This is a genomic window from Chelatococcus albus, from assembly GCF_030067675.1.
GTDB classification, from domain to species: Bacteria; Pseudomonadota; Alphaproteobacteria; order Rhizobiales; family Beijerinckiaceae; genus Chelatococcus_A; species Chelatococcus_A albus.
In genome coordinates, this window is record NZ_JASJEV010000006.1 from 14,332 (window position 1) to 27,169 (window position 12,838).

Annotated in this window: 13 protein-coding genes; 8 read left to right on the forward strand and 5 right to left on the reverse strand. The window is 70.0% G+C overall.

From position 1 onward, the window contains the following. Positions 1-24: 24 nt before the first annotated feature. Together QNA08_RS10610 and QNA08_RS10615 are read right to left on the reverse strand one after the other, a co-directional pair. On the reverse strand, positions 25-411 hold the full coding sequence (locus tag QNA08_RS10610; protein ID WP_283740685.1) for a hypothetical protein: 387 nt from the start codon (positions 409-411) through the stop codon (positions 25-27). A gap of 100 nt (positions 412-511) precedes the next feature. Beyond that, positions 512-1,408 carry an IclR family transcriptional regulator gene (locus QNA08_RS10615; RefSeq protein WP_283740686.1) on the reverse strand — a complete coding sequence of 299 codons (897 nt, stop codon included), beginning with the start codon at positions 1,406-1,408 and terminating at the stop codon, positions 512-514. Positions 1,409-1,751: 343 nt separating this feature from the next. On the opposite strand from QNA08_RS10615, the gene QNA08_RS10620 reads away from it, so the two are divergent. The 7 genes from QNA08_RS10620 (at position 1,752) to QNA08_RS10650 (ending at position 8,468) form a co-directional block, all read left to right on the forward strand. Beyond that, positions 1,752-2,819, forward strand: coding sequence for an ABC transporter ATP-binding protein (locus tag QNA08_RS10620; RefSeq protein ID WP_283740687.1), 1,068 nt, complete (start codon positions 1,752-1,754; stop codon positions 2,817-2,819). Further along, positions 2,816-3,691, forward strand: a complete 876-nt coding sequence (locus tag QNA08_RS10625; RefSeq protein ID WP_283740688.1) for an ABC transporter permease — start codon at positions 2,816-2,818, stop codon at positions 3,689-3,691. Before QNA08_RS10620 ends, QNA08_RS10625 begins: the two co-directional genes overlap by 4 nt. 5 nt (positions 3,692-3,696) lie before the next feature. Further along, the gene (locus tag QNA08_RS10630; protein WP_283740689.1) at positions 3,697-4,491 is read left to right on the forward strand and encodes an ABC transporter permease; all 795 of its coding nucleotides are present in this window, start codon (positions 3,697-3,699) and stop codon (positions 4,489-4,491) included. Between the two features lie 8 nt (positions 4,492-4,499). Further along, positions 4,500-4,790, forward strand: a complete 291-nt coding sequence (locus QNA08_RS10635; protein WP_283740690.1) for a (2Fe-2S)-binding protein — start codon at positions 4,500-4,502, stop codon at positions 4,788-4,790. Further along, complete coding sequence (locus tag QNA08_RS10640; RefSeq protein WP_283740691.1) at positions 4,787-6,175, forward strand: FAD-dependent oxidoreductase; 1,389 nt, start codon at positions 4,787-4,789, stop codon at positions 6,173-6,175. The genes QNA08_RS10635 and QNA08_RS10640 overlap by 4 nt, the downstream gene beginning before the upstream one ends. After that, on the forward strand, positions 6,172-7,323 hold the full coding sequence (locus QNA08_RS10645; RefSeq protein ID WP_283740692.1) for an NAD(P)/FAD-dependent oxidoreductase: 1,152 nt from the start codon (positions 6,172-6,174) through the stop codon (positions 7,321-7,323). The genes QNA08_RS10640 and QNA08_RS10645 overlap by 4 nt, the downstream gene beginning before the upstream one ends. A gap of 74 nt (positions 7,324-7,397) precedes the next feature. Then, the gene (locus tag QNA08_RS10650; protein WP_283740938.1) at positions 7,398-8,468 is read left to right on the forward strand and encodes an ABC transporter substrate-binding protein; all 1,071 of its coding nucleotides are present in this window, start codon (positions 7,398-7,400) and stop codon (positions 8,466-8,468) included. A 110-nt stretch (positions 8,469-8,578) separates the two neighbouring features. Here QNA08_RS10650 and QNA08_RS10655 read toward each other — a convergent pair whose 3' ends face one another. After that, entirely contained in the window at positions 8,579-8,956 is a 378-nt protein-coding gene (locus QNA08_RS10655; RefSeq protein ID WP_283740693.1) for a hypothetical protein, read from the reverse strand. 11 nt (positions 8,957-8,967) lie between these two features. Continuing rightward, entirely contained in the window at positions 8,968-10,023 is a 1,056-nt protein-coding gene (locus tag QNA08_RS10660) for a patatin-like phospholipase family protein (RefSeq protein WP_283740694.1), read from the reverse strand. Positions 10,024-10,326: 303 nt separating this feature from the next. On the opposite strand from QNA08_RS10660, the gene QNA08_RS10665 reads away from it, so the two are divergent. Continuing rightward, complete coding sequence (locus QNA08_RS10665) at positions 10,327-12,117, forward strand: ABC transporter ATP-binding protein (protein ID WP_283740695.1); 1,791 nt, start codon at positions 10,327-10,329, stop codon at positions 12,115-12,117. On the opposite strand, the gene QNA08_RS10670 is transcribed toward QNA08_RS10665, so the two are convergent. Next, entirely contained in the window at positions 12,101-12,823 is a 723-nt protein-coding gene (locus QNA08_RS10670; RefSeq protein ID WP_283740696.1) for a protein tyrosine phosphatase family protein, read from the reverse strand. The two genes, QNA08_RS10665 and QNA08_RS10670, sit on opposite strands and share 17 nt — an antisense overlap. Positions 12,824-12,838 lie beyond the last annotated feature (15 nt).

The window sequence follows — 12,838 nt, forward strand, 5'->3', positions numbered from 1 at the left end:
CTTGCGCCCGCGCGCGAAGCCGCCTCAGCCGAGGGTGGAGGACTTGGGAGGATGGGGATCAGGTGAGCCGTGGCGACCGACGAGCAACGGCTCGTCCCGCCCGCCGACCCGCGTGGTCGAGACCCGGGCCATCGGCACGAAGGGCATTACGACGGCCGCGCTCGCGCTGCACAATGTCGAGCAGGAACCCATCGGCATGCCATGGTCGCCGCTGCCCCCGCAGGCATCGCAGCCCTCGGAGGCCGACATGTCGTCAACGGCCGCCACGGTCGCCATGGTCGCGCCCCTGTCGCTCGCGCCCAGGCCAGCCATGGCCATGTCCGTCGACATGACACTCTGCGCCACGAGGCTCAGGCTCAGAGCCAGGACGGCGAGGATGGCAACCAGACGGCTGTGCAGGCGACCGTGCATGGCTGCAAAATAGGTGATCGGCGCGGGCCCGGCAAATCACTCTCGCACAATCGCGACGAATTGCCCTTGCCACGTGGGAAGGTGGCCGCTGGTCGCCCGCTCACGATCGGGGAGCAGCGCCTGGTGGCAGCCTGCCCTGTTGGCCTGTGCGACTGTCGGAGGTTTCGATGCGCGTTGGGCCGTTGATGCCGCCGAGCCCTTGCGCCGGCCGACGCAGAACCACGTCGAAGGGGTTGATGCCCGGCCCGATCGCGACCGTCTCGCGGCGGAGGAGCTCGACCACCGTGGGCAGGCGCTCGGGGCTCAGCCGCTCGGCGATGGTGCCGACGCTGAGCGCCGCCACCGCCCGCCCGTCGCGGTCGAGAACCGGGACGGCGACACCCGCCATGCCGGGCAGGAGACCCGTGTTGCGGCCGGCATAGCCGAGCTCGCGCACGCGGGCGATCTCCGTGCGCAGATAGACCTCGTCGAAGACGCCGAAGTCGCGCAGGCGCGGCAGGTTGAAGCGGATGACCTCCTCGCGCTCTGCCTCCGGCAGGAAGGCGAGGATGGCGAGGCTGCCCTGCCCCACGCCGAGCGCGACGCGCCCACCGACGTCGCCGGTGAAGGAGCGGATCGGGAACGGCCCTTCGCTGCGGTCGAGGCAGACAGCGTCGAAGCCGCTGCGCACGAGGAGGAAGATGGTGTCACCGAGGCTCGCCGACAGGCGAAGCAGCGCCGGCCGGCACAGGTCGCGCAGGTTCCCGGGATTGCCGGCGCTTGCCGCGAGGGCGAAGAACTCGACGCTCAGCCGGTAGAGGCGCGACCCCTCGCCCTGCACGACGACGCCCTCGGCCATCAGCGCCTGCAGAAGGCGGTGCGCCGTGGCCTGGGTCAGTCCCGACTCCCGCGCGATCTGGGTGACCCGCATGCCGGTCCCGTCCGAGGCGGCGAGGACGCGGATGATGGCGAAGGCGCGGTGCAGGCCGGTACCCTGCTGCGCTTCCCTGTCAGACATGAACCACCTGAAATCGGAACGAGTGAGGCCAACGGCTCACATTCATTCCGTATATCGGAATAAGTCAACATTTTCTCTCGCATACTGGAATTATTCGTTGACGCATCTCGTCAGCACGCTTGAATGGCCGCCAATCGGCCATCCACGATCCGTGGTCACCCCCCAGCCCGAAAACCTCGGGGGGAGTGGAAGGAGAAGCCGTGCTTCCTGGGGCAACCGCCGGTGAGGTCGGTCCGATCGACCGCGGGCAAAGGGGCTTCGGGGAGGCACCCGATCAACCCGCCTTCCGTGCCACGGAAGGCGATACCGGCTGACCCGCACCGTTCGCCCCGATTGCCCGCCCATGTCGTTCCTGAAGCTGGAAAACGTCTCGAAGTTCTATGGCCCGGTCGGCGCCGTGATCGACATGGACCTTGCGGTCGAGAAGGGCGAGTTCGTCTCCCTGCTTGGCCCGTCGGGGTGCGGCAAGACGACGACGCTGCAGATGATCGCAGGCTTCGTCGAAGCCTCGCGCGGCACGATTCGTCTCGACGGGCGGGACATCACGCGGGCCAAGCCGAACAAGCGCGGCCTCGGCATCGTCTTCCAGAGCTATGCGCTGTTCCCCCACATGAGCGTGTTCGACAACGTCGCCTTCGGCCTCGAGATGCGCCGCGTCCCCAAGGCCGAGCGACGCGAGCGCGTCAACGCGGCGCTCGCGCTCGTCCGCCTTGATGCCCACGCCGACCGCTATCCGCGCGAGCTCTCCGGCGGCCAGCGCGTCGCGCTCGCCCGCGCGCTCGTCATCGAGCCGCCGGTGCTCCTGCTCGACGAGCCCCTGTCGAACCTCGACGCGCAGCTGCGCGAGGAGATGCAGTTCGAGCTCAGGCAGATCCAGCGCAAGGTCGGCACCACGACCATCATGGTGACCCACGACCAGGCCGAGGCCCTGTCGATCAGCGACCGCATCGTCGTCATGCAGGCCGGCCGCGTCACCCAGGTCGACGAACCCTACCGGATGTACGAGCATCCGCGCACCCGCTTCATCTCCACCTTCGTCGGCAAGGCGAACCTCGTCGCCGGGCGCGTACGGGCCGAGGGCGCCGACCTCGTCGCCGATCTCGGCGCCACGAAGCTGGCGCTGCCGGCTGCCGACCTCGCCCCGGGCGAGGAGATCATCCTCGGCATCCGGCCGGAAAAGCTCACCTTCGTTGCCCCGGGGCGGGGACGGCTCGACGGGACTGTCGTCGAGCGCTTCTTCCTCGGTAGCCAGTGGCTCTATCGCGTCGCCACCGAGCTCGGGGACCTCGTGCTCACGCGCCCCAACGACGGCCTGCCCGCGGTGGCGGAAGCGACCATCGTGGGCATCGACTGGCCGACCGAGCACGTGCGCGTGCTGAAGGCGCCGGCAGAACCGGGAGCGCAGGCATGAGCGCCCTCGCCCCGGCCGCCGCGCCGCGCGTCGCGGTGCGGCCCTACCTCCTCACGGCCCCGGCGCTTCTCCTTTTCGGCACGCTCCTCGTCGTGCCGCTGGCGCTCACCGCCGTCCTCTCCTTCAACGCCTTCGACCACACCACGGGCGTGAAGAACGAGCTGACGCTCGCCCACTACGCCGCGATTCTCACCGACGACTACTATTTCACCGTCTTCTTCCGCACCTTCTGGATGGCGGGCCTGACGACGCTGATCACGGTCCTGATCGGCGCGCCGGAAGCCTGTGTGCTGAGCCGCATGCGCAATCCCTGGCGCTCCATCTTCCTTCTCGTGGTCGTCGCGCCGCTCCTCGTCTCGGTCGTCGTGCGCGCCTTCGGCTGGAGCATGCTGCTCGGCCCCGAGGGGCCGGTGAACAAGGCGCTCGCGCTCCTCGGGCTCGGGCCGGTGCGCTTCCTCTACACGCCGGTTGCCGTGGTGGCCGCCCTCGTCCACGTCATGCTGCCCTTCATGGTCATCCCCGTCTGGACGTCGCTGCAGAAACTCGATCCGTTGGTCGAGAATGCGGCGCTCTCCCTCAACGCCTCGCGCTTCACGGCGCTGACCCGCGTCGTGCTCCCGCAGGTGCTGCCGGGCATCCTCTCGGGCAGCCTCATCGTCTTCGGCCTCTCGGCAAGCTCCTTCGCCATCCCCGGCCTCCTCGGCGGACGGCGGCTGAAGATGGTCGCGACCGTCGTCTACGACGAATATCTGCACGAGCTGAACTGGCCGCTCGGCGCCGCCATTGCCATCGTCCTCCTCCTCGCCAACCTCGTCGTCATGCTGTCCTACAACCGGCTCCTCGAGGGCCGGTACAGGAAGCGCCTGGGCTGAGCGCCATGACCCGCAACGGCCCCGTGGCCCTCGCCTTCCACGCCCTCGTCGTCGCCTTCATGCTGGCGCCGCTCGTCATCGTGTGTCTCGTCGCCTTCACGCCCGGGGACACGCTGAGCCTGCCGACCACCGGCTTCTCGCTGCGCTGGTTCCGGGCGATCTTCGTGCATCCCGACTTCGTCCAGTCGTTCTGGAACAGCCTGCGGCTCGCGGCCCTTGCGGCGACGATCTCGGTCGCCGTGGCGGTGCCCGCCGGCCTTGCCGTCGCGCGCCACGACTTTCCCGGGCGCGACTTCCTCAACGCGCTCTTCCTGTCGCCGCTCATCGTGCCGCACCTCGTGCTCGGCGTCGCACTGCTCCGCCTCTTCGCCCTCATCGGCGCCACGGGGAGCTTTCCCTGGCTCGTACTGGCGCACGTGCTCGTCGTGACGCCCTATGCGCTGCGGCTCGTCATCGCCGCGGTCGTCGGCTTCGACCGCAGCGCCGAGCAGGCAGCGCTGTCGCTCGGCGCGAGCGAGGCCACCGTCTTCCGCCGCATCACCCTGCCCATGATCCTGCCGGGCATCACGGGCGGCTGGCTGCTCGCCTTCATCAACAGCTTCGACGAACTGACAATGTCGATCTTCGTCACCTCCCCGGCGACCGTCACGCTGCCGGTGCGCATGTACATGTACGCGACCGAGTCCATCGACCCGATGATGGCGGCGATCTCCGCCCTGATGGTGGCGCTCACGGCCGTCGCGATGCTCCTCCTCGACCGCGTCTACGGCCTCGACAAGATCCTCGTCGGCCACAACTGAGCCCCGCCATGCCGATCCTCACGAGGCTCGCCGAGCACGACCGCCGCCCCTTGCGCTTCATGCTCGACGGGCGGCCCTGTATCGGGCGCGAAGGCGATACCGTCCTCACCGCCGTCCTGACCGAGGCCGAGCGCCTGCGCCTGAGCGAGTTCAGCGGTGCCCCGCGCGCCGGCTTCTGCCTGATGGGCGCCTGCCAGGACTGCTGGATCGCGACCGAGACCGGCGAGTGCCTGCGCGCCTGCACCACCTTCCTCGCGGAGGGCATGCGCCTCCTCACCGACCCGGGAGCGGCGCCATGACAGCGTCCATCCGACCCGTCGTCGTCGGCGCGGGCCCTGCCGGCGTCCGCGCGGCGCAGACGCTCGTCGCCGCCGGTCTCCGCCCCGTCGTCGTCGACGAAGCGCCCGCCTGGGGCGGCCAGATCTACCGCCAGCAGCCACCCGGCTTCACCCGGCCCAAGCGCGCGCTCTACGGCTTCGAGGTGACACGCGCCAAGGCCGTGCACGCCGCCATGGCGGCCATCCGAGACAGGGTGGACTACCGCCCGCACACCCTTGTCTGGAACGCCGAGGGCGAGCGCCTCGACCTCCTGAGCGACGGGCGGGCGGCCACGCTCACCTACACGCATCTCATCCTCGCCACAGGCGCAACCGACCGCGTGCTGCCCTTCCCCGGCTGGACGACCCCGGGCGTCTATACCCTCGGCGGGGCGCAGGTGGCGTTGAAGTTCCAGGGCTGCGGCATCGGCCGGCGCGTCGCCTTCCTGGGTACCGGACCGCTCCTCTATCTCGTCGCCTACCAGTACGCGCGGGCGGGCGCCGCGGTGGCGGCGGTGCTCGACACGGCCCCCTTTACAGCCAAGCTTCAGGCTGCGCCCGGCATGCTCCGCCTGCCCGCGGTCTTCGCCAAGGGCCTGTGGTATCTCGCCTGGCTCAAGGCACGGGGCATCCCCGTCCGCAGCGGCGTCCGTCCCCTGCAGGTCGAGGGCGAGGCGCGCGCCACCGGCCTCCTGTGGCGTGAAGGGACCCGCGAGCGCCGTGTGGCGTGTGATGCCGTCGCCTTCGGCTATGGGCTGCGCTCGGAGACGCAGCTCGCCGACCTTCTAGGCTGCCGCTTCGCCTTCGACGCGTTGGACCGGGCCTATCTCCCCGTGCGCGATGCCGCCGGCCGCACCTCCGTGCCCCATGTCTATGTCGCCGGCGACGGCGCGGGCGTCATGGGGGCGGACGCGGCCGAGCGCGCCGGCGAGCGGGCGGCGCTCGCCCTGCTGCAGGACATCGGCACCGCGGTCGACGGCGCACGCGCCCTTCACCTCGAGCGCGAGCTCGGCCGCATCCAGGGTTTCCGCCGCGCCCTCGAGCGCGCCTTCCCCGTTCCAGCCGACTGGGCGGCGAACGTCCCCGACGACCTCGTCATCTGCCGCTGCGAGGAGGTACGGGCGGGCGAGCTGCGGGCGGCGACACGCGAGGCGGGCGCCCGCGAGATGAACCGCCTGAAGGCGCTGACGCGCGTCGGCATGGGGCGCTGCCAGGGGCGCATGTGCGGCACGGCCGCGGCCGAGATTCTGGCGCAGGCTTGCGACACCGCCCCGGAGGCGGTCGGCCGCCTGCGCGGCCAGCCGCCGGTCAAGCCCCTGCCCGTCGCCCTCGCCCGCCACGTCGAGCCCGAGGAGGTTGGCCGATGATCGAGCGGCTCGTCACGCCGGTCGCCATCGTCGGCGGCGGCATCGTCGGCGCGTCGGCGGCGCTCGCCCTGCGACGCATGGGCCTTGCCGTCGTGCTCCTCGAGCGGGACTTCTGCGGCTCCCGTTCGAGCGGCGTCAACTACGGCGGCGTGCGTCGCCAGGGGCGCCCCATGGCGCAGCTGCCGCTCGCCGAGCGCGCCCACCGCATCTGGGCCCGCCTGCCGGAACTCATCGGTATCGACGGCGAATACGTGCGCTCCGGCCACCTCAAGCTCGCCCGCAGCGAGGAGGATCTCGCCTCCCTCGAAGCCTATCGCGAGCGTGCGCGCGAACATGGCCTCGACCTCGAGATCGTCGCGGGCCATGCCTTCCGGGCGCGATACCCGTGGCTCGGCCAGCGCGCACTCGCGGGCTCGCTCTCGCCCGAGGACGGCCACGCCAACCCGCGCCTCGTCTCGCCGGCCTTCGCCCGCGCCGCCGCCCGCCTCGGCGCCGACGTGCGCGAGCAGACGCGCGTGGACGAGGTGGCCCACGACGGCCGGGACTTCGTCCTGCGCTGCGGTGACCGGCTTGAGGTGCGCGCCCGCTTCCTCCTCAACTGCGCCGGCGCCTGGGCGGGTGCCATCGCCGAGCGCTTCGGCGAGCCCGTGCCCATGACGTCCGGCCATCCCAACATGGCCGTGACCGAACCGCTGCCGCTGTTCATGGATGTCAATATCGGCGTCGAGGGCGGCGGCATCTACGGACGGCAGGTGGCGCGCGGCAATTGCGTCATCGGCGGCGGCCAGGGCTATGGCCTCGACGCCGAACGGGCGCGCCCGGCGCGCGAGGCCATCTTCGCGCTCCTCGTCCAGGCGGCCGAGCTCTTCCCCGAACTGCGCCACGCCCACGTTATCCGCAGCTGGAGCGGCACGGAGGGCTACCTCCCCGACCGCGACCCGGTCATCGGCTTCAGCACGACGACGCCCGGGCTCGTCCATGCCTTCGGCTTCGCTGGCGCCGGCTTCCAGATCGGCCCGGCGGTCGGCGAGGTGCTCGCCGAGCTCGTGCGCGACGGCGCCACCCCCACACCGATCGCAGCCTTCTCCATCACGCGTTTCACCGGGGCTGAACGCGCAGCCCAACCCGCCGCAGCCGCGCCCCGCTGAGGGCGCGGGCCGCCAAGACCCAAGAGCTCGCCGGAGCCGTCGCCAAGCACCGTACAGAGAGGAAGAAGCAGATGATGACTGACCGAAACCACGGGCTCCCCGCCACCCTCGCCGCGGGTTTCCTTGCGAGCGCGGCCATCGGCCTCCTCGCCGGAACCCCTGCCACCGCACAGACCAAGACGCTCTACGTCGGCATGAACGGCGGCGTCATGGAGAAGGGCTATACGCAGTACATCTTCCCGAGCTTCGAGAAGGAGCACGACGTCAAGATCGTCGTCGTTCCCGGCACCTCCTCGGACATCCTGGCGAAGGCCCAGGCCAACAAGGACAAGCCGATCATGCACCTCATGTTCCTCGACGACGGCGTGATGTACCGCGCCATCGGCATGGGGCTCTGCGAGAAGCTGAAGGACAGCCCCGAGCTCTCGGAGGTCTACCCGGCCGCCCGCCTGAAGGGCGACATGGCGGTGGGCATCGACATGGGCATGACCGGCCTCGCCTACAACAAGAAGATGTTCGACGAGAAGGGATGGGCGGCGCCCACGTCCTGGTCCGACCTCTCCGATCCGAAGTTCAAGGGCAAGGTCGTCTTCCAGTCCATCTCCTCGTCGAGCTTCGGCCTGCACGGCTTCCTGATGTTCAACCGCATCCAGGGCGGCACGGACGCGAATGTCGAGCCGGGCTTCAAGGCCTGGGGCGGCACCGTCGGGCCGAACGTGCTCGAGTATATCCCGAGCTCGGCCAAGATCGCCGAGATGGTGCAGACGGGCGAGGCCGCCCTCTTCCCGCTCACCCCCACCCAGGTGGCGACGCTGAAGGGTAAGGGCGTGCCTGTCGAGTACGCCCAGCCCAAGGAAGGCTCCGTCGTGCTGATGGTGGCCCAGTGCGCCATTGCCAACAACAGCGAGCCCGAGCTCACGCAGAAGCTCGCGGCCTATCTCCTGAGCGCCGGCGCGCAGGCCAAGGCCCTGCAATACGCGAACCAGATGCCGTCGAACACCAAGGTGGTCCCGCCCGAGGGCACCGAGGAGAAGGTGAAGCAGATGAACACCTTCATGAAGGCGGCCGTCACCCTCGACTGGGATGCGATCAACGCCAAGCGCCCGGAATGGAACGCACGCTGGAACAAGATGATCGAGCGTTGAAGCGACCCTGACCGTCGCGAAGGGCGGGCGCTGGCGCCCGCCCGCAGCCGCCTGCAGCAGCCGCGGCGAAACGCGTCGGCGTTCCCACCGGGAATGGGCAGCGGCCCCCGTCAGCGCGCCGCCAGTCGATCCGGGTGCAATCGGTCGCCGATTGCGGCGACGAGACGTCCGAAGGCTGCATTCCGGCGCAGGGATTGCCGCTCGGCGGCGATGACAAAATCGACCTGCTCGGCCGGCAGGTTCAGGCTGGTCGGCACGGCGTCGAGCCGGGGCCTCACCTCTTCTCCCGCCCCGCGGAAATCGACGAGATCGACCTCGATCGTCACGTCCCGGCAATCCCATCCCCCGAGCCCGCCGCGCAGGCGCGCAACCTCGGCGGGGGACAGGCGGCAACGCCAGTTCACCAGTTCACCGCGCCACTTCTCGAGCATCAGGCGCAGGTTGTCGTAGCTCTGGCGCACATTGGCGTCGATCGCCGTGTCGGTCACGGCCTGGGCGATCACCGGGCCGGAGGGGCCGAGGGTCTCCTTCGCCCACTCGCCGCGCGGCCCACGCCCGGCGTCGACGACGAAAAGACGAAGCGGCGCAGCCGCACGGCCCGCCCGGGCGTCGGCGGCCGATAGGCGTTCTTCGCCGCCGCCCGCGACAGGATGAAGCCCTGCAGACCGAAATTGTCCGTCACGCCGCCGTCGACCAGCTTCACGTAGCGCATCACCTCCGCATCTCGGTAGCGCTTCAATCCCTCGGCCAGGGCGCGCAGCCCGAGGGAGGCGGGATCGGTGGCCGCGAGCGTGCGCTCCATCCAGAAGGGCGTGGCGTAATCGCAGGCCTGCGGATAGCTGCGCAGGACGACCGGCGTGAAGGCCACGGGCACGGCCGCCGAAGCCGCGACCGCATCGGCGAGGGGATAGCGGTCGAGGTCGGAGCACAGGGCGTTGAAGGTTTCATAGGAGAAGACGAAGGGAATGCGGTTGTAGATGTCGGAGGCGTTGACGAGCAGCGTCAGCCCCGGTCGGGCACCCAGCGTGCCGAAGGTCGCGCCGTCAAACAGATTGGCGTCGAGCCAGCGCGGCAGGCCCTTGCGGTCGTTGACCACGCCGTAACGCCATGCGGTCAGGATGTTGGCGAGGTCGATGTCGGTCTTGAGGTCGGCCACCACGTTGCGCAGCGGGAAGCGCTCGCGGAAGTCGGCGAGCGCCGCGCGCCCCTTGAGCGCGAAATAGGCCGCCGTGACCGAGCCGCCCGACACGCCGGAAACCACATCCACCGTCTCGACGAGGCTGCGCCCGCGCCCGATCCGCGTCGCCTCGAGTTCTTCGAGCACGCCGTGGGCGAAGGCTGCCGCCCGCGTGCCCCCGCCGGAGAAGGCGAGGCCGAGCACCATGTCGTCGGAGCCGGCATCGCCGATGATGGGGGACTGCTTGGGAAGAACGCTGGTCGCGATGTTGACGGGCTCGACGTCGACGACGGAGGCACAGCCGACGAGGCCGAACAGGGCCAGGGCGAGACAGGCGAGGCGCATGGCATCCGCGAGGAAGAGGAGAAACGAGGCCACCGCGACTGGATCCGCGCCGGTGAGAACGGCTCGCCGGCGCCAATGGCCGGCAGCGTAGCCTTCCTCCCGCTACGAAGCGATGACGAGATCTATCGTTTGCGAGCGGGTGGCCGCCCCCTTCGAACGCAGGGCGCGCGCCTTCGGGCAGGCGGATCGGGCAGCGGGGATGCCCGCCCGTCCCGGCAAGCCCACGGGGCGGGAAAGGCGAAGTAGCCTTCCGGCGACGTGACCGGTCGCACATCGACGATCCCGGCCATGCCCCTCATTGTGCCGGCCGGCAGCCCGTGCTAGCGCCTGCCGGCCATGAACAAAGCCCTTCTTTCCGGCGACACGGTACCGATGGTGCTGCGCCTGTGGCGCACGTGGGTACGGCCGCACTGGCCGCAGCTCGCACTCGTTCTCGTCTGCATCGGCGTCGCCGGCGGCACCACCGGCCTCTATCCGGTTCTGATCAACAAGGCCTACGACGCCTTCACCGCCCGCGACGAGCGCGCCGTGCTCTATGGCCCGCTGCTCGTCATCGCCGTAACGACTGTGCGCGGCTTCGCCCTCTATGCCCAGGCCGTGCTGACCAACCGCGTCATCACGCGCATCGAGGCCGACATGCAGACGGCACTCTATGCGCATCTCATCGACTCCGACCTCGCTCAGCTCGGCCGCGAGAGCCCGGCTGCCCTGACCCAGCGCTTCACGACGGATTTCGCCTTCATCAAGGAGGCGCTGACGCGCATCTTCACCGTCTTCCTGCGCGATGTCGCCAGCATCGCAGCGCTGATCGCGGCGATGCTCTGGATGGACCCCTTCCTCACGCTGGTGGCCGCCCTGGTGGCGCCCTTCGTCAGCCTGCCCATCACCCGCCTCGGCAAGAAGCTGCGCCGCGTCGCCACCTCCACACAGGAGGAGATCGGTGCCATGGCGAGCCACGTGTCGGAGAGCCTCGCCGGCGCCCGCGTCGCCAAGGTCTTTGCCCTCGAGGGCTATCTCAAGGGCCGCGCCGGCGAGGCCTTCGAGACGATCCGCCGGCTGAAGATGAAGGCCGCCAATGCCCGCGCCAAGCTCGACCCCCTGCTCGAGATCGGCGGCGGGCTTGCCGTCGCAGCCGTGCTGGTCCTTATCGGCTGGCGCATCATGCGCGGCGAGAGTACGGTTGGCGAGTTCACGGGCTTCGTCTCGGCGCTGCTGCTTGCAGCCCAGCCGCTGCAGGCCATCGGCAAGCTGCATGCGGTGGTGCAGGAGGCCATGGCGGCGCTCAGGCGCTACTTCGCCATCGTCGACACGCAGCCCACGATCGTCGACAGCCAGGGTGCCGCGCCGCTCGCCGTGCGCGGCGGGGCCATCGCCTTCCGTGACGCGCGTTTCCGCTACCGCGACGACCACCCGGCCCTCGAGGGAATCGACCTCGATCTGCCCGCCGGCACCACCACCGCCCTTGTCGGCCGTTCCGGCTCGGGCAAGTCGACGCTGATGGCCCTGGTGCCCCGCCTTTACGACGTCACGGGCGGCGGTGTCGCCATCGACGGCCAGGACGTGCGCGACGTCACGCTCGCGAGCCTGCGCGCCAACATCGCCGTCGTCAGCCAGGAGGTGGTGCTGTTCGACGACACGATCCGCGCCAACATCGCCTTCGGCCGCCCCGGCGCGAGCGACGAGGAGATCGTCGCGGCGGCCAAGGCCGCGGCGGCGCACGACTTCATCGCTCGCCTGCCCGAGGGCTACGACACGCGCGTCGGCGATCGCGGCTCGCGCCTGTCCGGCGGCGAGCGCCAGCGCGTTTCGCTCGCCCGCGCCATCCTCAAGGATGCGCCCATCCTTCTGCTCGACGAGGCGACGAGCGCCCTCGACACCGAATCGGAACGGCTCGTGCAGGAGGCGTTAGGCCGGCTGATGAAGGGGCGCACCACGCTCGTCATCGCCCATCGGCTCTCCACCGTGCGCGACGCCGATCTCATCGTCGTGCTCGACCAGGGCCGTGTGGTCGAGACTGGCCGGCACGAGGCGCTCGTCGCCGCAGGCGGTCTCTATGCCAAGCTGCACCGGCTGCAGCTCGCCGACGATACGCGCGAGGCGCCGGCCGCCCCTATTCGCGCCTCATGAGGCGGTCGACGAGGAGGTCGGAGAAGAAGCCCGGCTTGAATTCGCGTTCCAGCCGGTCCGGGTCGTAGTGCTTCTCGACCCAGGTCAGGAAGGGGATGCCCCTCGCCTCGCCCTCGCGCCGGTACATCTCGAAGAAGGCGTCGAGGATACCGGTCTTGGCGAAGCGGAAATGGCCGAAGCGCAGGGAGAGCTGCTTCATCGCCTCCTCGACCGGCCGCCCCTCGTGCACGATGAGATAGAGAGCTGCCATGAAACCGGCCCGGTCGGCGCCCGATTTGCAATGCACCAACGCCGGATAGTCGAGCCCGGCGAAGAATGCCGGCGCAGCGAGGACCGCCTGCCGCTCCGGTGCGCCACGTGAGCGCACGATGAAATCGACGAGCGCAATTCCCGCAGCCTCGCAGGCTTCGCGTTCGAGCGGCCAGGAGCCGTGCTCACGCCCGCCGCGCAGGTTGACGATGGTGCGGACACCGGCGCGCGCCAGGGCGTGGATCTGATGCGGCGCCGGCTGCGCCGAGCGCCAGAAGCGCTCGGTCACCCTGTGCCGGTTGAGATAGATGAGCCGGAAGATGCCGTGGTCGGCGAGCACCATGTTCGCCCATGCCGCGAAGCGGTGGAGCCTGCCGCCCACGGGGCGGTCCCAGCGCGCGATGCGGGCCATGCGGCGGGCGTAGCGAATCTCGGGCTTGCGAAAGCGATTGATCACGGTGTCTCGGAACGG